The sequence below is a fragment of the Specibacter sp. NPDC078709 genome (assembly GCF_040686795.1).
Taxonomy (GTDB): domain Bacteria; phylum Actinomycetota; class Actinomycetes; order Actinomycetales; family Micrococcaceae; genus Specibacter.
Map to the genome: position 1 here is coordinate 271,202 of NZ_JBFBLU010000005.1, position 21,199 is coordinate 292,400.

At 61.3% G+C, this 21,199-nt stretch carries 19 protein-coding genes; 6 read left to right on the forward strand and 13 right to left on the reverse strand.

Translation table 11 applies throughout. The annotated features are described in order from the left end of the window. Positions 1-70: 70 nt before the first annotated feature. Positions 71-964 (reverse strand): rhodanese-related sulfurtransferase, encoded by an 894-nt coding sequence (locus AB0P14_RS11710; RefSeq protein WP_363842088.1) that lies wholly within the window; start codon positions 962-964, stop codon positions 71-73. Between the two features lie 76 nt (positions 965-1,040). On the opposite strand from AB0P14_RS11710, the gene AB0P14_RS11715 reads away from it, so the two are divergent. Then, entirely contained in the window at positions 1,041-1,757 is a 717-nt protein-coding gene (locus AB0P14_RS11715; protein ID WP_363842091.1) for a GNAT family N-acetyltransferase, read from the forward strand. A gap of 129 nt (positions 1,758-1,886) precedes the next feature. Then, a complete protein-coding gene (locus tag AB0P14_RS11720; protein ID WP_363842195.1) occupies positions 1,887-4,217 on the forward strand; it encodes a DEAD/DEAH box helicase in 2,331 nt (776 codons plus the stop codon). Positions 4,218-4,272: 55 nt separating this feature from the next. Here AB0P14_RS11720 and AB0P14_RS11725 read toward each other — a convergent pair whose 3' ends face one another. The 7 genes from AB0P14_RS11725 to AB0P14_RS11755 form a co-directional block, all read right to left on the reverse strand. After that, positions 4,273-4,653: an Rv3654c family TadE-like protein gene (locus tag AB0P14_RS11725; protein WP_363842094.1), complete on the reverse strand. Its 381-nt coding sequence runs from the start codon at positions 4,651-4,653 to the stop codon at positions 4,273-4,275. Next, positions 4,640-5,221, reverse strand: a complete 582-nt coding sequence (locus AB0P14_RS11730) for a TadE family type IV pilus minor pilin (RefSeq protein WP_363842097.1) — start codon at positions 5,219-5,221, stop codon at positions 4,640-4,642. The genes AB0P14_RS11725 and AB0P14_RS11730 overlap by 14 nt, the downstream gene beginning before the upstream one ends. Positions 5,222-5,318: 97 nt before the next feature. Further along, positions 5,319-5,597, reverse strand: a complete 279-nt coding sequence (locus AB0P14_RS11735; protein ID WP_363842100.1) for a DUF4244 domain-containing protein — start codon at positions 5,595-5,597, stop codon at positions 5,319-5,321. Positions 5,598-5,916: 319 nt separating this feature from the next. Beyond that, a complete protein-coding gene (locus AB0P14_RS11740; protein WP_363842102.1) occupies positions 5,917-6,531 on the reverse strand; it encodes a type II secretion system F family protein in 615 nt (204 codons plus the stop codon). A 2-nt stretch (positions 6,532-6,533) separates the two neighbouring features. Then, positions 6,534-7,238, reverse strand: a complete 705-nt coding sequence (locus AB0P14_RS11745) for a hypothetical protein (protein WP_363842105.1) — start codon at positions 7,236-7,238, stop codon at positions 6,534-6,536. Between the two features lie 158 nt (positions 7,239-7,396). After that, on the reverse strand, positions 7,397-8,836 hold the full coding sequence (locus AB0P14_RS11750; protein WP_363842108.1) for a TadA family conjugal transfer-associated ATPase: 1,440 nt from the start codon (positions 8,834-8,836) through the stop codon (positions 7,397-7,399). Further along, complete coding sequence (locus AB0P14_RS11755; protein ID WP_363842111.1) at positions 8,833-10,083, reverse strand: hypothetical protein; 1,251 nt, start codon at positions 10,081-10,083, stop codon at positions 8,833-8,835. Before AB0P14_RS11755 ends, AB0P14_RS11750 begins: the two co-directional genes overlap by 4 nt. A gap of 120 nt (positions 10,084-10,203) precedes the next feature. Here AB0P14_RS11755 and AB0P14_RS11760 point away from each other — a divergent pair, with 120 nt between their 5' ends. Then, positions 10,204-11,934 carry a bifunctional 3'-5' exonuclease/DNA polymerase gene (locus AB0P14_RS11760; RefSeq protein WP_363842114.1) on the forward strand — a complete coding sequence of 577 codons (1,731 nt, stop codon included), beginning with the start codon at positions 10,204-10,206 and terminating at the stop codon, positions 11,932-11,934. A gap of 27 nt (positions 11,935-11,961) precedes the next feature. Here AB0P14_RS11760 and AB0P14_RS11765 read toward each other — a convergent pair whose 3' ends face one another. The 3 genes from AB0P14_RS11765 to AB0P14_RS11775 are packed head-to-tail and all read right to left on the reverse strand — an operon-like array spanning position 11,962 to position 14,912. Further along, a complete protein-coding gene (locus AB0P14_RS11765; protein WP_363842117.1) occupies positions 11,962-12,657 on the reverse strand; it encodes a CoA pyrophosphatase in 696 nt (231 codons plus the stop codon). Next, positions 12,654-13,490, reverse strand: a complete 837-nt coding sequence (gene nth, locus AB0P14_RS11770; protein WP_363842120.1) for an endonuclease III — start codon at positions 13,488-13,490, stop codon at positions 12,654-12,656. The genes AB0P14_RS11765 and nth overlap by 4 nt, the downstream gene beginning before the upstream one ends. Positions 13,491-13,499: 9 nt before the next feature. Next, a complete protein-coding gene (locus tag AB0P14_RS11775) occupies positions 13,500-14,912 on the reverse strand; it encodes a hypothetical protein (RefSeq protein WP_363842123.1) in 1,413 nt (470 codons plus the stop codon). A gap of 380 nt (positions 14,913-15,292) precedes the next feature. Here AB0P14_RS11775 and acs point away from each other — a divergent pair, with 380 nt between their 5' ends. Both acs and aroQ read left to right on the forward strand, forming a co-directional pair. After that, positions 15,293-17,269, forward strand: a complete 1,977-nt coding sequence (acs, locus tag AB0P14_RS11780; protein ID WP_363842126.1) for an acetate--CoA ligase — start codon at positions 15,293-15,295, stop codon at positions 17,267-17,269. Between the two features lie 95 nt (positions 17,270-17,364). After that, on the forward strand, positions 17,365-17,823 hold the full coding sequence (aroQ, locus tag AB0P14_RS11785) for a type II 3-dehydroquinate dehydratase (protein WP_363842129.1): 459 nt from the start codon (positions 17,365-17,367) through the stop codon (positions 17,821-17,823). Between the two features lie 40 nt (positions 17,824-17,863). On the opposite strand, the gene AB0P14_RS11790 is transcribed toward aroQ, so the two are convergent. Next, positions 17,864-19,048 carry a MarP family serine protease gene (locus tag AB0P14_RS11790; protein WP_363842132.1) on the reverse strand — a complete coding sequence of 395 codons (1,185 nt, stop codon included), beginning with the start codon at positions 19,046-19,048 and terminating at the stop codon, positions 17,864-17,866. A 275-nt stretch (positions 19,049-19,323) separates the two neighbouring features. On the opposite strand from AB0P14_RS11790, the gene AB0P14_RS11795 reads away from it, so the two are divergent. Then, entirely contained in the window at positions 19,324-20,001 is a 678-nt protein-coding gene (locus AB0P14_RS11795) for a Crp/Fnr family transcriptional regulator (RefSeq protein WP_363842135.1), read from the forward strand. A 160-nt stretch (positions 20,002-20,161) separates the two neighbouring features. Here AB0P14_RS11795 and AB0P14_RS11800 read toward each other — a convergent pair whose 3' ends face one another. After that, on the reverse strand, positions 20,162-21,103 hold the full coding sequence (locus tag AB0P14_RS11800; protein ID WP_363842137.1) for a 3-oxoacyl-[acyl-carrier-protein] synthase III C-terminal domain-containing protein: 942 nt from the start codon (positions 21,101-21,103) through the stop codon (positions 20,162-20,164). Between the last annotated feature and the right edge of the window lie 96 nt (positions 21,104-21,199).

The window sequence follows — 21,199 nt, forward strand, 5'->3', positions numbered from 1 at the left end:
TCAGGCCACCGATGGGGCCCACACGCCCGAGGGCCCCAAGTCAGGTGCGAGCTTTGGGAGGCCGTGCGGATTAGTCCGTGCAGCCCTGCGGGCACTGTAGGGTAGCCGGGTCGCTGGCGCAGTCGGCGCAGTACAGGTTCAGATTCCGGCAGCTGGGGTTGGAGCAGTTTTCAAATTTGTTGCTGGGATTATCGCAGCGGATGCAGTGGCCAATTTCCTTGGCTTCGTCGCTAAATTCCATGTGCATGCGCTTGTCGAAAACGTACAGGGAGCCTTCCCACAGGCCCTTGTCCTTGAAGGTTTCGCCGTAGCGGACAATCCCACCGTCCATTTGGTAGACCTCCTTGAATCCCCTGTTGACCATGAGGGAGCTCAGGACCTCGCAGCGAATGCCGCCGGTGCAGTAAGTGACGACGGGTTTGTCTTTGAGGTCGTCGTATTTGCCGGAGTCCAGTTCCTTGATGAAATCGTGAGTGGTGTCGACGTCGGGGACAATGGCGTTCTTGAATTTACCGATCTGCGCTTCGAACGCGTTGCGGCCGTCAAAGAAGACGACTTCTTCGCCGTTGGATTCCTTCTGGGCAACAAGTTCGTGGAGTTCTTCGGGCTTGAGGTGTGTGCCGCCACCCACTACACCGTTTTCATCGACTTGGAGTTCACCGGGGGCGCCAAAGCTGACGATTTCATCCCGGGCTTTGACGCTCAAGCGGGGGAAATCATTTCCTGTCCCATCGGACCATTTGATGTCCATGTTTTTGAATCCGGGGTATTCACGGGTGGTCTTTAGGTACTGCTTCAGATCCTTGATATCACCGCCAACAGTGGCATTGATGCCATCTTTGGAGATGAGGATGCGACCCTTCAGGCTGAGCTTTTCGCACAGGGCACGCTGCCAGAGCTTGATCGCTTCGGGGTCACTGAGGGGGGTAAATCCGTAAAAGAGCACAATTTTGTTCATCGACACGGATTAAAGCCTACTTTGTGCCACCAAACGGCGGCATATGAGCTTCCTTACTAGTCCTCGGGCATAGGCTGGGGGCATGATGGTTGCTTCCACAGGGCTAGCTGGCCAGACAGCTGCATGGTTCGCCGGTTGGACTGCGCTACGAAGCTATCCAAGTCGCTCCGGACAGGGGTATCTGGCAGCGTTGCGCCTCGATCGCAGCGGTGGGTGGGAGTACTTCACGACCAACCCAAGCCCCGCCGCTTTTGCTGATCTGGCACAGGAGGTGAACTCCTCACCACGGCGTGCCTTGTGCGTTCTAGGAGCAGATGTTCACCGGTATGTGAAGATGGCCCACCAATCAGGGATGGGAATGCTTTCCACCTCAGAAAAACTCATGCTCTGTCACATGGAAACTCAGGACAATCAGGACCCTTTCCTTGGTGACCCCGAGCTGTCTTTGCTCGTCCAACCGATGGGCGGCCGGCACAGCGCATCGGTCTGCGACGCCCGATTCTCTGTCTCGATTGTCCGAGACCAAACTGTGCTGGCCACAGGAAAAGTGGGCATTTACGGCGAATATGCCATCTTTGACCAAATCGAAACTCACGCCGAACACCGTCGTCGCGGCTATGGACTGCTACTGATGAAAGCTCTCACGGCTAGAGCCCAGGCTTTTCCGGTCACCACCGGATTGTTGCTGGCCAGCACCGATGGGCAGCGGTTGTACTTCAAACTAGGTTGGCGCAGTATCAGTCCCGTCACCGTCTTGGTGCCCAGGGCACGTATTGAAGAGTTGGCCCGGGGACTCTGATTACCGCATCCCGAAGATTGCTCCCCGAGAGATCGCGCCGAGGAGAGGCTGCGCCAGGATATTTCAGTGCAAGCAGGAATAGGCCAGCAACAGGAAAAGGCTGGCCTGCTGCAGTGGCACAATGATGAGGTGCCCACCAATAATTCCCTGATCCAGCTGCTCGGCGGGGGAAACGCCCCTGCCCAGCTGCAGCATGTCCGGAGGATTCCGGCGCGCCAGGCCATTCACCGGCCGTGGCCGGAGTGGGTACACCCAGATATTGTCACGGCCTATTCTTTTTTGGGTGTTGACCAACCCTGGCGACACCAAGTGGAGGGTGCCACGGCCGCGCACGACGGCCAGCACACCATCATTGCCACAGGGACCGCCTCGGGAAAATCACTTGCGTACCAGTTGCCCGCCCTCGACGCGATTCATCGGGCAGGCCTACGTCTGGCGGAGAATCCCGGTCTGTTGGAGGTCGACGGTGCCGTAACCCTCTACCTCTCCCCTACCAAGGCACTGGCTGCTGACCAGCTGGCCGCCTTGAACTCGCTGAATCTGCCCACTTTGCGGGCCGCAACGTACGACGGCGACACGGCCCCCGCGGATCGGCGTTGGATCCGTGATCACAGTAATTTCATCTTGTGCAATCCGGACATGCTGCATTTTGGGGTGCTACCTAACCACACCTGGTGGGCCCGCTTTTTCAAACGGCTCAAGTACGTCATCATTGACGAAGCGCACAGCTACCGCGGCGTCTTCGGTTCTCACGTGGCCGTTTTGCTGCGTCGATTGAGGCGGATCTGCGCCCACTATGGGTCCAATCCGGTTTTTGTCGGAGCATCAGCCACCTCAGCAGATCCGGGTAGCTCTTTCTCCCGGCTGATCGGGGCACCTGTCACCACGGTCACTGAAGACAGTTCACCTCACGGCGCCACCACTGTGGCTTTGTGGGAACCGGAACTGACGGAGTTCGCCGGTGAAAATGGTGCCAAGACACGTCGCACGGCCATTGCCGAAACGTCAGACTTGCTGGCCAATCTTGTATCCGCACGTGTGCGCACCATCGCCTTCATCAAGTCCCGCCGCGGCGCCGAGACCATTTCCGCTGTGACAAAGCGCCTCCTACAAGACGTCGATGCCAGCCTTCCGCCGCGTGTGGCAGCCTACCGCTCCGGTTACCTTCCGGAAGAACGCCGGGAATTGGAAAAGGCTCTCCGCGCAGGTGATCTGCTGGGTGTCTCTAGCACTTCAGCCTTGGAACTCGGGATCGATATTTCCGGTCTCGATGCAGTCCTGGTCGCTGGCTGGCCCGGAACTAAAGCCTCTTTCTTCCAACAAATTGGCCGTGCCGGACGTGCCGGGCAGGACGCCCTGGCCGCTTTTGTGGCAAGCGATGATCCGCTGGATACTTTTCTGGTCCACCATCCAGAAGCCATTTTTGATAGCGCCCTTGAAGCCACGGTGTTCGACCCGTCCAACCCCTACGTCTTGGGGCCACACCTATGCGCGGCGGCTGCCGAGCTGCCCATCACCCTTGCCGATCTAAGCATTTTTGATGCCAGCACCCCAGTGTTACTTGATCAGCTGGTGGCCCAAGGCTATCTACGACGGCGTCCTGCCGGCTGGTTTTGGACGCACCCGCAAAGTGCAGCCGCGATGGTCAACCTCCGAGATGACGGCGGTGGACCCATCAACATCATCGAAGCTGACACGGGGGCCTTGCTGGGAACGATGGGCTCACCCCAATCCCATTATCAAGCCCATACCGGAGCAGTTTACGTCCATCAGGGCACCAGCTACGTGGTGTTGGAACTCAATGAAGCCGATCACTGCGCCTTGGTTCGTCGCGGTACTCCGGACTTTTACACAACAGCCCGCGACGTCACCCAAATTGAGGTCGTCGAATCACTCAAGCACGAAGTGTGGGGCCCGGTGGAAATGCACTTCGGTGCAGTTCAGGTTCGCACTCAGGTTGTTTCATTCCAGCGCAAGGCGCTCATGTCCAATGAGGTCTTGGGTGAGGAACCCTTGGAGCTGGAAGCACGTGACCTATTTACTAAGGCCGTGTGGTTCACACTAGACAATGAGACGCTGTTGGCAGGAGGTCTGGTGGAACCGCAATTTCCAGGAGCCCTCCATGCCGCCGAACACGCAGCCATCGGTTTACTGCCCCTGGTCGCCTCCAGTGACCGGTGGGATGTTGGCGGTGTTTCCACAGCCATCCACGCCGACACAGGCCAGCCCACCATCTTTGTTTATGACGGCCATCCCGGCGGAGCAGGTTTTGCTGAGCGAGGTTTCGACATGGCCCGGGTCTGGTTGCGTGCCACCAAGGAAGCTATCGAGGCGTGCAAATGCCCCTCAGGCTGTCCATCCTGTATTCAATCGCCCAAGTGCGGCAATAAGAATAATCCTTTGGACAAGCGCGGTGCCGTGCTGCTGCTACAGACCCTGCTGACGCACGCCCCCAGCTGATCCCCCTGTTCAAGTTTCAAGGAGCATGTGCACGGCAGCGCAGCTTGCTTCTCTTTCACGGCACTGGCTGACTCCCCGCGGGGAGCACCGTATCTGGCGGCGGTCCGGCCCTAGCTTGACCGTAGGCCGGCCACGGCAGCGTAGTTCTGACAGCCACTTTTAGCTGCACCGAATTGCTGCCCGCCAGCTCAATACAGGCCACGAGCGTGGCAGAGTTGGCAGCGGCCACCTCTGCCGCAACGTGGCAGGCGGAGCCCTCGCTTAGCCCTCTCAATGCATCTGCCGCAGCCACCGCAGCTAGATCGGCTGCGGTCGCTGCCTTGCCTGCCGCCACTGCAGCCGTTGCCAAACCCAGCACCAACGTCAGCAGCATGAGCATGGCCAAGGCGAGCCCTGCAGCCAACACGGTCCCGGCCCCGCGCTCATCGCCACCCATGTTCCTGCTCTTCCCAGCCCGTTGCCACGGCTTCGCACCGCCCTTTTGCCACAGGGCATTGGGGTGTCCGAGCCCACCGCCACAGGGAGGCCTTGCGGATGGGTTGGCTGTCCTCGGCTGTGGCTGTGTGGCCCACAGCGGGGTTCTTCATCACCTTCGGATTTGATGGGGGCAGCGTTGACGATTCGAGTTTTGCCGTTGCCTGCGCCTGTTGGGTCCACGGCACCAGCCCAGACAAGGCTCCTCCGGTCCGGCCTCGAACGGTGACCGTGCCGTACCCTCCCGAGCTGCCGACAGTGGTTGAAACATTGTCCCCTGCCACTCGGGAAACAACTGCCGTAACTTGCCCGGGGGAATCTCCGCGAGCCAAAGCTCGGGCGCCTGCTCTAGCGCCCTCTTCGAGCCGCAGCTGCAACATACCGGTAGAAACTCCGAGAAGCAGCAGCGCCAACAGCACCGTGACAGCAGGCAGGACCACCGCGAGTTCAGCGGTAACGGACCCTCGGATTCGCGGTGGCGAGTGTCCGCCAGTCCACGGCGGCACCTTGCCTTCCTCTTTCAGGCCCATAGCGTGGCCCCTCTCGTACTGTTTCTGGTGTGCCTGTCAGGGCTTTTCCATTGCGCACTTCCGGTGGTCGGCTGCTTCGGCCGGTACGGCTCTTGCTCTACATGCTCAAGGCAGCCCGGATGATGTTCATGAGGAATCCACGGACTTCATCGCTCTTGAGGATCACCACCAACAGGCCAGCAAATCCGACGGCCGCAAGTGTAGCTATGGCGTATTCTGCAGTAGCCATGCCAGCTTCCATTCCTGCCCGCGGACGCCACCGCCAGGTCCGTCCGGGGCGGAACTGCCGGTTCACCACAGGAGCGGTCTTGGTTGCGCCGGGAAAGATCTCAGTAACGTTGCCCAATGCGAGGTTGCCCTCCGCACCGGTTGTCATAGTAGGTACAGCACCATTGCTTCTCATCGTGACTCCTCATTGGTAGGGATTATCGTGGCAGTAGCCGGTTGGCTCTGCCCCAGCCCGTTACTTCCGCTGCCGAAACTGCCGGGGCCAAAGGGATGAGCTGTTGCATCAACTTTTCACCCGCATCGATTCCTGCGAAACCCCGAAAAGGCGTTTCGTGGGCGGATGAAGCACTAGCCATAGCTGTGGATTAATGAAAGAGGTTCAGGCCAGCAGATTCGTCGGCACGCCCGGACGCGGAGGCGGGAGCTGACACGGTTTCAGGATCAGGTGCAGGCAGACTCGCGCCTCACTAGAAAGCCGGGACCATGGCGATCACGACAGGAACAATCCCTAACGCGACAAACGCTGGCAAGGAGCAAAGTCCCAGTGGTAGGACCAGCTTGACGCCGAGCGCCGCAGCCCGCTTTTCGGCCTGCCGGCCACCAGCTTTACGAAGATGAGCTGCCTCGGCATAGAGCAGCGGTGCCGCACCGGCTCCCGTCAAGGCGCCAAAGCTCAAGGCCGCATGAAGCTGGGCCAACTCACTGCTGCCCGTATTTCCCTCCCACGCATCGTGCCAGGAAGCCCCGATTTCTAACCCAGCCGCCACCCTCAGCAGAGCCTCGCGGATGCCACTGCCGGAGACTTCGGCCACCACCTGCAACCCGTTTTGGATGGTCAGCCCCGATTCCAGTGCAGTTCCGAGCAGGTCCAGCAGCAGTGGCACCTTCCCCACTCCGGAGTTGCTGTTTCCAGTTGGGCCCCCCGGCACTGGCCGGGAGTCGGCCCCGCCAACGTTGTTTCCACCGCCACTCCGTGCCGCCACAGCAGATTTGAGAGGCTTCGCGGCTAGGCCCACACCCCATGTCAGCGAAAGAACCAGCATGGCTGCCCCTGCAAGGATGAAGACCGTGGCTGCGCCCATAGTTATCTCCTAGATTTCTGCCCGGTCACGTTTACCCGACCCCTGATACTGTTCCCTCGCTGAGCAAGACCGCCCGCGGGCCGGGCAGCCTGAGCAATCAAGGCCGCCGACCACATCCTGCCGGCCACGGTAAAGGCAATCCCGGCTGCCAGCACGGTCCAACCCACAGGCGATCCAAACAGAACAGCTAGCGGATCCACTCCCATGGCCATGCCCAGACCCAGCCCAATAAACGGCAGCCAGCCCAGCAGACGCACTGTGGCCCGAGGACCCGCCAAGGCCGTTTCGCGCAAGGCCGCCGCATCAAAGTCCGCTTCCATAGTGGCGGCCAACCTGTTCAGCACTGCCCCCACGGGTGCACCGCTGGCTTCGCAGACTTCAAGGCACGCGGCAATTTCCAACCACATCTGGCGTTGCCCGGCACTCAGCCCGGGGAATCGCCGTCGTTCTTTGGAAATGTCAGGAGCGCAGGCGTTACGGATAGCCGCCGCGCTCGATAGTCCCAGAACGCTGGCGCGCTGCACCCCCAGCAACAAGGTCACCGTCGCGGTATTCCCCGCGTCCTCGGCCTCCGCTTTCCCGGCCACGAACCATCGGCGGGCCGTCCTGGTGGTGTGCAGTTCACCCGCTATTACATGGGCCAACACACCCCACAGCTCCGGTCCTGTCCGGCCGGCAGCCAGCAGCGCCGCCAATTGACGGACCACACGCGGAAGGGACTCTGCTTCCGTTTCCCTGCGACTGTGCGAGGTTGCACCACGAGGCGGCAAGGGCCCGCGCCTAGGCGCGTGCTGCACAGCCGTCATGCCAGTTAAAAGCAGCCAGGCAGCCACCGCGGAGACCGCGAAGAGGAGCACCGCGCCGCTCATCTTTCCCCCACTTCGGGAGCTAGACGTAGCCTTGGATTAGCAAGAGAGTCAGCCAATGCTTCAGACGAGATCCGTCCTCCAGATCCCTCTGGCTGGCCACCGGTTTCCAGTCCCAAGCTGTCAGCAAGAGCAGGCCAGGCTGGTCCGTGGAGCAGCCTAACCGCGGCTGATTCACGAACAACTCCAGGGATGGCCGCCACCAGCGAAACAGCAGGGACCACCTCCAGCCTGCCATGGCGCAATTCCACCATGGCAATCTCAGACACCACGCGGCGGGCGTGTTGGCGTTCAATATGGATCACAGCATCGAGAGCGCTGGCCCCCTGCAGGAACACAGCTTCCTGGCTCATGCCTGCGAGCGCACCCAAAGCTGCGAGCCGTGCCGGGACATCCTGGGCACCATTGGCGTGGATGGTTCCGCCACCGCCGCTGTGGCCCGTGTTCAATGCCATGAGTAGTTCCCGAACTTCCCGCCCACGGCACTCCCCCACAATGAGCCGCCCAGGGTTCATTCGCAGTGCTTGACGCACCAGTTCTGCCAAGTCCACAGCACCGGCACCTTCAGAGTTTTCATGGCGGGCTTCCAGCGTGACCACATGCGGGTGCGGCGGCTCCAACTCTGCTGCATCTTCGATGAGAACGAGTCGCTCAGATGGATCGCACATCCCCAAAAGAGCCGACAACAACGTGGTTTTACCAGCCCCCGTGGCGCCGCTGATGAGAAAATTTAGGCGCCGCTCCATCACCTTCACCAACAGCTCAGCCATCGCTTGAGACAGCGCACCCGAAGCCACCATATGAGTCAGGGTCAACGGGTCCTTCTGCTGAGTTCGAATAGACAACAACGTTCCCGCAGACGAGATGGGTGGCAGCACAGCATGCACGCGGTAACCTCCGGAAATTTTGACATCGACGCAGGGGCTACTGTCATCAAGCCGGCGACCACCGCTTGCTATGAGCCGCACGGCCAGTGCGCGCAGCTGCCCTTCGTTACTGAACGTCACAGCCACCCGTTCCGGACCAGCACCACGGTCCACCCACACGGAATCGGGGGCATTGACAAAGATGTCTGTCACGGCGAGATCAGCGGCGAGACCTTGCAGCGGACCCAGACCATTGAGCTCCGCCGTGATCCGGTCCATGGCTACCAACGACCCAGCCGCACCCAGCAACCGCCCGCTGTCACGCACCGCGCTAGCCACCTGAAGATCGGTGACCGGCCCAGTCTGCGCCAGCACCGCCCGGCGGACTGTGTCCAACAGCTCGGTGTCCAAATGCTCGGCGTCCACCAAGCTTTCATTGTGCAGTGCATTCTCTACCGGCTCCGATCCGGTGTACCTCGGTCCACCGGCGTCCGCCCCCTTGATCCCGTCAGCGGAACCAAGCCCAGCCCACGTGGGTGGGGCATGTTTTCCCCGGGCGCCCCGCGGCGTCATGGTCTGACTCCGGATCGGATTCGCTGCGGCACCACGGTGTCCCCTGCCATCCATTCAAGGACCCCGGCCAGTAGCGAACGCACGCGTCTTCTCCGCAGTAGCTCCGGAAGGCGCTGAGCCGCAAAAGCCTGTTCCAAACCGCGCAGCTTGGGCAATTCCCCCACCAGGGGCAGCCCCGCAGCCGTTGCCACCATTTCCGCATCGCTACCCTCCGCCACAGGGCCACGAACGACGGCGGCTACCGGCAAGGTTGGCAGCGCCGCTCCCAGCTGCAGGGCTGCCGCCACGGCACGAAACCGGCTCGGGACAACCATCACCACACCATGGCAATGAGAGCCGAAAGTTTCTAGGGCTTCCGGCGTCCTGCCCAGATCCACCACCACCAGACCGTAAGCGCCTTGGGCCGCACGCATGACTTCCTTGACGGCGTCGTGCGTGTGGGATTGCTCGTACACCGGCTGCTCAAACTGCCCCGCCTGTTTGGGACGAAACCCGCCAGGAGACTCTCCTGGACTAGCAGCCGTCACACCCCGTCCGCCGACGCCGTCTTCTCCCTCCGCTGCCCGTCCCGGTTCCCACGACAGCAGTGCTAAAGGGCCCACTTGGGGCAAGGCCGCCGCCAGTTGACCTGGGTTGATGGATCCTGACACCTGAAGCAATTCCGGCCAGTGCAAGCCGGGCACACCCTGCGCTGTCAGCATGGTCCCTAGTCCGCCGCCCCACCGGTCCCCATCCACCAGCAAGGTCCGCGTCCCCCTCGCAGCAGCCTCCGCCGCCACCAACAAGGACAACGTTGAGGCGCCGGATCCACCACACCCGCCCACAACACCCAAAACCCCCGCACGTGAGGCCGGGTTTTGCAGGCAGGCCAGATAGTCGGCTAGCCAATGGGCCGAGTCCGGTAAAACAGCCACCCGGTCGGCCTCCAAACGTGCCGCCTGCAACCACATTCGGGCAGCATCGGCAGCAAATCCCACCACAATCACGGGCCCGCTCCACCCCGCCGTTGCGGCACCTGGCGCCGCATCAACCAGCACCGCCGCAATGTCCCCCTGTGCGCCGGCGTCATGTTCTAGGTCCTCTCCAATGACCAGTTCGACGGCGGCCGCGGCAGCAACGCGTCCCACCTCGCCTTGCAAGTGCGAGGAACTAGATAGCAGCAACACGGTGGTGTCCCGGCGCGGTAGCCACGGCTTCTGCACCGGGTCAAAAACATGGCTGGCTGCCGGCCCTTGACGTCGTCTCATAGGCACACTCTCCGCTCACTGGGTTACCGGATAAAGACCCGCCCCGGTAAAAGTGGACGACGCTCCGAGCAAGGCAGCCTGTGGAGGAATTAACACCCCAGCCAGTGGAGAATAGAAGCTATGTACGCATTGCTGGCTGTGAGTCCCCACGATTCTGCCGTTGTGCTCCAGCTCAGGCACGACGACGGCACAGCCGCCGGACCCGTCCAAACGCTCACACGCACCGACTTGGCCGCCGCTGTGCACGCAATGGAGCAGGCCCACCATCCGCGCTGGGTGTGGGACCGGGCTACCCATTGGTACCCAGAGCTCCTTGCTGCCAATGTGCGTCTGGAACGGTGCCACGATCTGGCCCTGTGCCAAAACATCCTGCTGCACTCGGAATTTACTGCGACCACCAGCTATTCCCAGCAGGCCACTGCCGTCCCTCCTGAAAATGAAGCTCCGAGGCAAAGCGCTTTCGTGGCAGGTAATGCCGCTGGCCAGGACAGCTTGTTTGATGCCCCTGCAGCCGGGACGGGGAGCAGGAACTGGGACTTGGCAGCCGTTGCGAAGGAACTTGGCGCCCAAAAATCTGCCATTCATTCCTCCACACACCCCGCCAGACTCACACTCTTGCTCAGTGCAGAATCAGCAGGTGCGCTGGTGGCGGCGGAGATGCATCATGAAGGTATCCCTTGGCGAGAAGATCTACACAGGAGGCTGCTTCATGAGGTACTCGGCCCGGAACCCGTTGGCTACGCTCGCCCCGACAAGCTGGAAGCTTTGGCCGGAGTCCTGCGGACCACCCTGAACGCCCCGTCTTTGAATCCCGACTCACCGCAAGATCTGATGCGTGCCCTGCATCGGGCCGGGATCGAAGCCAAATCGACCCGAAGCTGGGAACTGCAAGAATTTAAGCACCCCGCTATTGAACCCCTGCTCGCCTACCGGAAGCTCAGCCGGCTTTTCACCACCAACGGCTGGAACTGGCTGCAACAGTGGGTTCACGACGGCCGCTTCCATTCCGAATATGTGGTGGGCGGTGTGGTCTCCGGACGTTGGGCCTCACGAGGGGGTGGCGCCATGCAGATCCCAGCACAGATCAGGGGCGCCGCCGTGGCCGATCCTGGCTACACCTTCCTCGTTGCGGACGCGGCCCAATTAGAACCCCGCGTGTTGGCGGCCCTGTCCCAAGACAGTGCCATGGCTGCTGCCGGGCAGGACTCGGCAGGACACAATAAGGACCTCTACGCGGGCATCGCTGCCCAAGGTTTTGGCGGCGATCGCAGCATGGCCAAGATTGCTTTGCTGGGCGCCATCTACGGTGCCACTACGGGCGAATCCGGGCGACTGGTCCCCCAGCTGGCGCGGATGTATCCGCGTGCACTTGATTATGTGGAGCAGGCTGCCCGGGCCGGTGAGCGCGGCGAGACGGTCACCACTCATCTGGGTCGCAGCACCCCGCCCACCTCCGTCGATTGGCAGGCAGGCCAACAAAGCACCTCGGCCCAGGAACAGCGCCGTGCCGAGTCCGCAGCCCGTTCTCGCGGTCGGTTCACGCGCAACTTTGTGGTGCAAGGGACCGCCGCAGAGTGGGCTTGTTGCTGGTTGGCTGATTTACGACGCCGGCTCCACACTCTCGCAGCTAGCTCAGCTGCCGCTGGGGGCACCCTAGTTTCAGGCGGCCCGCAGTTGGTGGCGTTCCTGCACGACGAAGTGGTTGTGCACTGCCCCGTGGATTTGGTGGAGGACGTCAGAACAATTCTCCATGACTCCTCACAGGCCGCGACAGACCTGCTCTTTGGCCCGATACCACTGTCATTTCCGGTGAATGTCAGTGTGGTCCAGTGCTACGCTGACGCGAAATAGCGAGCTTTTTTGGGTCAACTGTGGCGGTCAGATCGGCGCCGGTAGCTCTCGTTTTTCGTCCCATGGAACGGACCAGCCAAGCTCGTGGAATACATAGTTCAGGATGCCGGCTGTGAAGCCCCACACCACCACACCGTTGACCATGAAGGCCGGTCCACGGTACGTGAATCCCTGACGTTCCAGTACTGCGGTGAAGCGATTGACCGGATCCAGCAGGTCGCGAACCGGTACCCGGAATACCTGAGCTGATTCGCCGTAGTCAACAACATCAACTGGCGTTTGCCGCGCCCACCAGCCCACCACGGGCGTCACCATGAAGTTACTGACAGATAAGTGGACCTCGGGAAGCACTCCCAAAACTTCAACACCCGAGGGATCAAGACCGGTTTCTTCCTCGGCCTCGCGCAAGGCGGCCGCCGTGACAGATGCATCCTCCGGGTCCACTCCCCCGCCGGGGAACGCCACCTGGCCCGGGTGATCATTCAAGGTAGCTGCGCGTTCCACCAGCAGTACGTCAAGATCTGCCGAGACCAAGGGATTTTCTGAGGCGGCCAGAACATCGTCCAAGGCACCAAAGAGTAGCAGCACTGCGGCAGGACGGGTTCCGGCGGCGTCTATGGGCGTGTTCCACAGGGAGGCTCTACCCAGCTTCTCGACTTCCGGCAGGGCTGCCGTGGCAGCAGCTTTTCCTGCCAGCGTAGCCAAGTCTGCGTGGGCACTCACTGCTGGTTCTGCTCGTTCTGGGCCGCGCCCACGGCGACACTTTTGCTCCGCGCCGCCAGTTGCGACTCTTGCCGGTACTGAGCGGCCTTTTCCACATTAGCCATCATGCGGGCCAGCAATTCTTCTTGTCCCGGAGCCAGTTCGTATTTGAGCAGTTTTGCAGCCTTCACAGGGTCCACTTCCCCGTCCCCGTAGGCCGGGCACAGGTGGGCGATGGGGCAGGCCCCACATGCGGGTTTACGCGCGTGACAGATGCGCCGTCCGTGAAAAACCACCCGATGGGACAGCATCGTCCAGTCCTTGCGCTCAAACAATGCAGCCACATCGGATTCAATCCGGACGGGGTCAGTGGACTCGGTCCAGCCGAATCTGCGCGCCAAACGAATGAAGTGCGTGTCCACCGTGATTCCGGGAACACCAAACGCATTGCCCAGCACAACATTCGCAGTTTTTCGCCCGACTCCCGGGAGCGTAACGAGTGCTTCAAGGGAGCCGGGGATCACGCCGTCGTACTCATCGACGATGCGCGTGGCCAAGGCCAAAAGATTTGCTGCCTTGGCCCGGAAGAAACCGGTGGGCCTGATCAGCTCCTCAAGCTCCACGCTGAGCGCCTGAGCCATCGCCAAAGGGGTCGGGAAGCGGGCGAAGAGCTCAGGGGTTACGGCATTGACACGAATGTCAGTGGTCTGCGCCGAAAGCACAGTGGCCACCAGTAACTCAAACGGATTGCGAAAATCAAGCTCCGCATGAGCGTACGGGTACAGCTCCGCCAGCTCCCGGTTGATTTTGCGGGCCCGCCGTTTGAGTCCGAGCGCCGTTTCCTGAGCCGCCATGGTTGCGAGCTACTGGCTGTCGGAAGCCCGCTCGATACCGACAAGGTCGAGCAACAAGCCGGTCTTGCCGTGGCTGTCCTGCACCAAAAAGCTGTTACCACGGTCTTCCAAGGCCAGAATCCATGCGCCGGGAGCCAGCTTGAACGCGAATTGGCGCGTCTTTTCATCAATCACGTTCTGCGGGCGGTCGACGGCAAACCAGAAAGGTTCGGCAACAACCGGCTTCGTAACCGGGTTGACGGTAGCTGTGATGCTTTCGCGCGCAGCTGCCGGTGCAACGGGGCTCTCAACAGCTGTTTCGGGCTTAGCCGCTTCAGGCTTGGCAGCTTCGGGCACCTGCGGGTTCAAGGTGGTTGCGGCGGCGTCCTTAGACGGCCCGTTCTCACCGTGGGCAAGTGCTGGCGCGTCCACCGAGGTCTGCGCGGCGGTGTTAGCTGCCGGAGCGCTACGATCTGTTGCGGGGTTCTGTGTGGAGCTGTGTCCGGAGGTTGCTGCAGCCGAGGTCGCGGCACCCGATGTTGCGGCAGCGGAAGCGGCCGGGTTTGCTGCGGCTACGGCGCCTGCAACGGCAGCACCAGCACCAGCTGAGTTTTCCTTGGCCGGTGTGAAGATCTGGCCGGCTGAGGTGTGAGTAGCCGCCGGAGCCGCGTTCCAGCCACCCTGCTGAGCACTCTGCTGAGCACCAGCGCCCTGCTGACCGGGAACGTACTGGGTGGGCCCACCGTGAGAAGGAGCACCCTGGCCAAACTGCTGCTGACCAAACTGCTGACCGGCACCTGGCTGGCCCGGGCCTTGCTGGCCGGCACCTGACTGGGTGACCACAGGCTTAGGTGCAGCCGGACGCTTGACGGCAGGAACGGCGTCGCGCGCGGCAACGTGGGCGGGAACGTCAGTGCGGCCGCTGAAGTCTGCAGCAAAAACGGGGATCCACTGAGCACAGACTGTGGACACCAACAGGAGCAGGGATCCGATCAGGCCAATCAGGTAAGCGATGCTGAAGTTGCTCACCGTTGCCGAGAAGAAGAAAAATGTTGCGAAGGAGGCCACGACTGAGGAGAACTGGTCAACGGAGAGTGAGCCGATCCGGACCTTAGCGGCCGGGTTCATGCGGCGGGCCAAGAACAGGCCACCCACAATGAGGGGCAAGATCACACCGATGCCAATGAAAAACAGCCCGGCGGTCGTCCACAGGTTCGCATTCCCCACAATGGTTTTGACGATCGGCACCACGGATGCCACAAAGATGATCGCTACCGAACCCAGAACTATCAGATCCCGAAGAGTCAAAGGTCCCACAGCAGCTTTAGCGGCCGTTGCACCCTTGCTAGCAGTTTTGGTGGATCCTGCCGCCGCGGTTCCTGCCGCCGGAGCTGCTCCAGTTCCCGCTGCTGTTCCCGCTGAAGGACTACTTTGTTCATTCATGGTCTTGCTCCTCAAATGTCACGTTTGCTCCCAGCCTAGTTAACGGGCCGGGGCAACACTAGCGAGCCACAGCTCAAATACGGTGCAAATACGCCAAATTCGGGTTAAATGGGGCAGAAATGGGGAGAACTACCCATCGTCTCAGAGCGACAATATGCTGTTGAGCGCAGAAACCACCCCGTTGACCCCATTCGACTGTGACGGCGAACACCCCCAGCTGTGAGACGCGATACAGTTAAAGAAGGAACGAAACGTTGTCCTTAGCAACCAGCCACCGGAAATTTACTTCCTCAACGGGGAGGCGGCCTCATGCCGCCTGAACATCGCCGCTGAATGGATTTTTGCAGGTTATTAGCTAAGCAGGAATGAAGGGATATTTGATGTCTGAGGTCACAACCGCAGCAAGCGACCAGTCCGGAGACGCACTGGAAAACCTGCTCACGGAAAGCCGCCACTTCGCGCCGAGTGTGGAATTTGCCGCTAACGCGATTGTTCACGGCGACGAGTATGCCAAAGCCGAAAGTGACCGCCCGGCCTTCTGGGGCGAGCAGGCCCGCGAGCTCCTGACCTGGTCCAAGCCCTTCACCAAGACCCTGGACTGGACCAACCCTCCCTTCGCTACCTGGTTCGAAGACGGCGAAATCAATGCCGCCTACAACGCGCTGGATCGCCACCTCGAAGCTGGCAACGGCGACCGGGTTGCCATTTACTTTGAGGGCGAGCCCGGCGACACCCGCACCTACACGTACGCGCAGCTGACCGAAGAGGTCAAAAAGGCCGCCAACGCCTTTGAAAACCTGGGTCTGGTCAAGGGCGATCGCGTCGCGGTCTACCTGCCCATGATCCCCGAGGCCGTCATCACGCTGCTGGCCTGTGCCCGCATCGGTGCCATCCACTCCGTGGTTTTCGGCGGGTTCTCCGCAGACGCCCTGCGCAGCCGCATTGACGACGCCGAGGCCAAGCTGGTCATCACCGCTGACGGCACCTACCGCCGCGGCAAGCCCAGCTCCCTCAAGCCGGCCGTTGACGAAGCTCTCACAGCGCCCGGGCACACAGTCCAGCACGTGGTGGTCATCAAGCGTAATAGCCAGGATGTCAACTGGGTCGAAGGCCGCGATGTCTGGTGGGACGACACCGTGGGCACCGCCTCCACCGAGCACACCGCCGTGGGCCACGCCGCCGAGCACCCGCTGTTTATCCTCTACACCTCCGGCACCACCGGCAAGCCCAAGGGCATCCTGCACACCACCGGCGGCTACCTCACCCAAACCGCCTACACGCACCGTGCCGTGTTTGACCTGCACCCGGAAACGGATGTTTTCTGGTGCACGGCCGACGTCGGATGGGTCACCGGCCACTCCTACGTCACCTATGCGCCGCTCATCAATGGTGCAACGCAGGTCATGTATGAGGGCACCCCGGATTCCCCGCACCAGGGCCGCTTCTGGGAGATCGTTGAGAAGTACAAGGTCTCGATCCTGTACACGGCACCCACGGCGATCCGCACGTTTATGAAGTGGGGCGAGGACATCCCCAACAAGTACGATCTCTCCTCGATTCGTTTGCTCGGCTCGGTGGGCGAACCCATCAACCCCGAGGCCTGGATGTGGTACCGCCGCGTCATTGGCGGAAACAACGCCCCCATCGTCGACACCTGGTGGCAGACCGAAACCGGTGCGATCATGGTGGCCCCGCTGCCCGGTGTCACCAACACCAAACCCGGCTCGGCGCAGGTCCCCATCCCCGGCATCGCCGTTGATGTGGTGGACGAACTCGGCGCCTCGGTGCCGCACGGCCATGGCGGCTACCTGGTCATCCGGGAGCCGTGGCCTGCCATGCTCCGTGGCATCTGGGGCGATAACGAACGCTACAAGGATACCTACTGGTCCCGCTTTGATGACATGTACTTCGCCGGCGACGGCGCCAAGTGGGATGACGACGGCGATGTCTGGTTGCTGGGACGCGTTGATGACGTCATGAACGTTTCCGGCCACCGCCTCTCCACCACGGAAATTGAATCCGCGCTGGTCAGCCACCCCTCGGTTGCCGAGGCCGCCGTGGTTGGTGCTGCGGACGAGACCACCGGTCAGGCCGTGGTGGCGTTCGTGATCCTACGCGGTTCCGCCGTGGAAGATGCCGATATCGTCACCACGCTGCGCAACCACGTTGGCAAGGAAATTGGTCCCATCGCCAAGCCCAAGACCATCTTGGTGGTGCCGGAGCTGCCCAAGACCCGTTCCGGCAAGATCATGCGCCGCCTGCTCAAGGATGTGGCCGAGGGCCGCGCCGTGGGCGATGCCTCGACACTGGCTGACAACACTGTCATGAACCAGATTGCCGAGTCCCTCAAGGCGTAACCCTCAGAAGCTACGCCCGGGTCTCGATGGGCTCGACCAACGGTGGTCGAGCCCATCGAGACCCGGACAGCATCATTTAAGGGCATTATTAACCTATGACTTCCTCCCACGCTGCGGACCGCGGCACCTTGCTGATCCTCAACGGCCCCAATCTGAACCTGTTGGGGACCCGCGAGCCAGAGATTTACGGCGCAAGTACCCTGGCCGACGTCGAACAGCTCACCACTGCGGCTGCCAAGGCCGCGGGGTTCAGCACTACCTGCCTGCAGTCCAACCACGAGGGCGCTTTGTTGGATGCGATCCATGCGGCGCGCGGCACGGCGGTGGGCATCATCATCAACGCAGGCGCGTACACGCACACCTCGGTGGCGCTGCGGGACGCGATTGCCGGCGTCGAACTTCCCACGGTGGAGGTGCACATTTCCAATGTTCACAAGCGTGAGGAATTCCGGCACCATTCCTACTTGTCGGCAGTGAGCAACGCAGTCATTGTGGGCGCCGGCGTCCACGGCTACGAGTTGGCCGTCAGCTACTTCGCGAAGACACTCGCCTAGAAACCAGCACCCCTAGGACCTAGAACTCAGTGACAGGCCGTTAGCCAACCTTGCAGGAACCTGCCCCCACGGCGCGGCTGAGGGTGGGGGCTGCGGCGATCACGGGCCCGGCCTCTTCCATGGTCAACGCGAAGCCAATGTTGTCGGTGGAGGTGGCCTTGGCGAAAACCACTCCCACTATCCGGCCGTCCTGGTCCAGGAGCGGACCACCGGAGTTGCCTGACTGAACATTTCCAGCCAGCTGGTACACATCAAGAGCGGATTTCTCACCACCGGTAATGTCCGGAACCAGCATGGGCCCCGAGGACAGGACAGTTGCCGGACGGACCTGCAAGGGACCACCCAGCGGATAACCGGCAAATGCCGCATCCGTGTTTCCAGGCAGTGCGCCAGCCGAGGGCAGGGGCGCTGCGTCGAGGGAGTCGACGGCGAGCACGGCCAGGTCTGCGATGGGGTCGAAGTACACCACTCGGGCAGGCAAGGCGCCCTGGGTCTGGGTCTGCACCATGGGCATCGTCACGCCGGCCACGACGTGGGCATTGGTGACCACGCGTCCGGGCGAGACCACAAAGCCTGTGCCGGTCTGGTTTTGGCCGCATTGGAAGGCGGTACCGGAAATCTTCATGACTGATTGAGCCGCTGCGTTCCACGCTGAGGTGTTCGTGTCGGCGTTCGGTGCGGCCACCTCCACATTGGGCCCTGTGGGGTTGAGCAGTGCGGGGATGCCCTCTTCCAGCACTAGGGAGCGCACCTGGGCCACGGCTGACTTGACCGGATTCGGTGTCCACAGCTCAATGCGGGAAATGACCTGGGACTTACCTAACTGCGCAGAAACCAGCGGGATACCCAAGTTCCCCACGCCAAAAGCGAGGATGGAAATGACCAGCGCACCGACCACCACGTTCAACGCTCCGCCCAGAAGACGGTTCACGGCACGGATGGATTCAGATCTCACGCCGCGACCAATGGCCTTGCCGATCTTCATGCCCAGGGCGTGGCCCAACGCAATCAACACAATGGTGGCCCCGATAACCATGGCCGTGCGCCAGCCGGGACTCGGTGCATATTGGCTAATAAAAGGGGCCGCAAAGAATGCGCCAAACGCTCCGGCAATAAAACCGGCAAGGCCGCCCAGACTCGCGACTAGTCCAGCTTTGAGCCCATAGATCAGCTGCCACAGCAGCCATAAGATCAATAACGCATCAAGCCAGGAAAAACCAAACACTGTGTTGTGCGCTCCTCATCATTGCCGGTCCGTCCAGCACCAGCACTGCAAGAGGGCGGCGCGGATGCGGAAGGTCGGTTCCGGACATCTGACATGCCCAAAGGCACATATTACCGTCGAAAACAGTGATTCTGCTGGGCTTTTTGCCTCTAGAGCCTGCCAATATGCTGACAATGAACGCCACCAATGCCAAATTGGTCACAAAATGGGAAAACATCTGAAAGAATCAATAACAGGTCATAACTTTTTTGCGCTACTTAACATTAGGAGATTTCATGGACATCGAGGTATTGCGCCGGGCACCACTTTTTGCCACGCTCGACGACGAGGCGTTCCGCCTTTTAACCGACGAACTGGCAGAGGTTGATCTTTCTCGCGGAGCTTCGGTATTCCGCGAAGGCGATCAGGGCGACCAGCTCTACTTCATCGTTTCCGGCAAGGTGAAGTTGGGACGCACCTCTGCCGACGGCCGCGAGTCACTCGTTGCCATCCTCGGTCCGGGCGAACTCTTCGGAGAAATGGCCCTCTTTGATCCGGCTCCCCGTAGCACCACGGCCACCGCAGTCTCTGAGACTCGCCTGGCCGGCCTGAAGAACGAATCGCTCAACGCCTTGCTGCGCAACCGTCCCGAGGTGTCCATGCAGCTGCTGCAGGCCTTGGCTCGTCGCCTGCGCCGCACCAACGACAACCTCTCCGATCTGGTCTTCTCGGATGTCCCCGGCCGCGTGGCCAAGGCCATCCTTGACCTGGCGGACCGCTTTGGCCGCCCCGCCACCGACGGTATTCTCGTAGCTCACGAGCTCACGCAGGAAGAACTGGCCCAGCTGGTGGGCGCTTCACGCGAAACCGTCAACAAGGCTTTGGCCGAGTTCGTCCAGCGTGGCTGGCTCCGCCTAGAAGCCCGTGCAGTGGTCATCTTGGACGTCAACCGCCTGCGCCAGCGTTCACGCTAACCTTCACCCTCGCGGGGTAAGAGAGCTGCCGAGGGACCCGCTGCGAGCTTGCGAGCAGTGGGAGGCAGCGAACGGGGAGGTCACCTTTTTGATAAAGGTGACCTCCCGCCGTCGTACTTTAAGCGAAACCCGCTGGAATTAGGCGAAGCTGCCAGAGGCTCTAGAGCCGCAGGACCAAGGCGTTGGCTGTCAGCCCGGCAGCTGTGCCGAACAGCAGCACCGTATCGCCTTGACGCAGCCGCTCCTGTTCCAACATCTTGACCAGCACATAACCCACTGACGCTGAAACCATATTCCCAACGTCCGCAACCCAGTCGATGTACTGTTCCCGCGGAATGCCAATGCGGCGCAGAGCTACCGTGATGGCGGGGCTGGCTTGGTGCGGGATGACCAGCGACATATCTTCCAAGCTCAGTTGCGTGTCTGTGAGGAAGTCACCGAGGAATTCCGGCAGGACGGTCATCATATTGCGCAGCGCAGATCTGCCGTTCATATCAAACAAGTAGTCGGCAGGGTCTGCCGCGGCGTACTTTTGTGCGGGGGAACGGCTCAGCCCGCCACGAATCTCGGTGTCGTGAGCGTAGGCTGCCCAGGTACGCTGCTTGCTGGCCACCACGCCCTGCACTGGATCGGAGGTGGTTGTCAGGACAAATGCCACGGCAGCATCGGAAAAGAGGGAGAAACTTTCCTGCTGCTCCGGGTTGAGGAAACGTGACCCAACATCCCCGGCAGTGATGAGCACGGATTCGTAGGTGCCGTCGGCAATGTAGCGAGAAGCAATGTCCAGTGCCGTGATCATGGAGGTGCAGGTGGAATTCACATCGAACGCCGCAGCCACACCAAACGGGGCAATCTGTTCCAGCACCAATGCCGCAGTACACGGGATCGGCTGGACGCCGGCGGCACTGGCACCGATGATGCACTGCAACTCTTCAGCTTTGATCCCGGCCCGGTCCAGCGCCTGTTTGGCGGCGGTCGTGAGCATGTCCAGTTGACTCTCGTCGTCTGAGACTCGGTATCTGGTTTGCGTGCCAAACTTCACCACATTGTCGGGCAGGTAGCTGCCGTAACCGGCTATTCGACAATTGCGGATTGGAGGCATCAGGCATCCCTTTCGATAAGTTTTTCAAGTATCCACTGAGCCTCTCGCTTTGACCAAGGCACCCCGCCGAGGGTCTCGGAATGGGGAGCGGGTGTG

Coding starts and splice junctions, on each gene's coding strand:
- AB0P14_RS11760 (WP_363842114.1), top strand. CDS start 10,204: ATGTACGCATTGCTGGCTGTGAGTCCCCACGATTCTGCCGTTGTGCTC.
- AB0P14_RS11755 (WP_363842111.1), bottom strand. CDS start 10,083: ATGAGACGACGTCAAGGGCCGGCAGCCAGCCATGTTTTTGACCCGGTG.
- AB0P14_RS11795 (WP_363842135.1), top strand. CDS start 19,324: ATGGACATCGAGGTATTGCGCCGGGCACCACTTTTTGCCACGCTCGAC.
- AB0P14_RS11725 (WP_363842094.1), bottom strand. CDS start 4,653: ATGGGTGGCGATGAGCGCGGGGCCGGGACCGTGTTGGCTGCAGGGCTC.
- AB0P14_RS11800 (WP_363842137.1), bottom strand. CDS start 21,103: ATGCCTCCAATCCGCAATTGTCGAATAGCCGGTTACGGCAGCTACCTG.
- acs (WP_363842126.1), top strand. CDS start 15,293: ATGTCTGAGGTCACAACCGCAGCAAGCGACCAGTCCGGAGACGCACTG.
- nth (WP_363842120.1), bottom strand. CDS start 13,490: ATGGCGGCTCAGGAAACGGCGCTCGGACTCAAACGGCGGGCCCGCAAA.
- AB0P14_RS11740 (WP_363842102.1), bottom strand. CDS start 6,531: ATGGGCGCAGCCACGGTCTTCATCCTTGCAGGGGCAGCCATGCTGGTT.
- aroQ (WP_363842129.1), top strand. CDS start 17,365: ATGACTTCCTCCCACGCTGCGGACCGCGGCACCTTGCTGATCCTCAAC.
- AB0P14_RS11715 (WP_363842091.1), top strand. CDS start 1,041: ATGATGGTTGCTTCCACAGGGCTAGCTGGCCAGACAGCTGCATGGTTC.
- AB0P14_RS11775 (WP_363842123.1), bottom strand. CDS start 14,912: ATGAATGAACAAAGTAGTCCTTCAGCGGGAACAGCAGCGGGAACTGGA.
- AB0P14_RS11735 (WP_363842100.1), bottom strand. CDS start 5,597: ATGACAACCGGTGCGGAGGGCAACCTCGCATTGGGCAACGTTACTGAG.
- AB0P14_RS11750 (WP_363842108.1), bottom strand. CDS start 8,836: ATGACGCCGCGGGGCGCCCGGGGAAAACATGCCCCACCCACGTGGGCT.
- AB0P14_RS11730 (WP_363842097.1), bottom strand. CDS start 5,221: ATGGGCCTGAAAGAGGAAGGCAAGGTGCCGCCGTGGACTGGCGGACAC.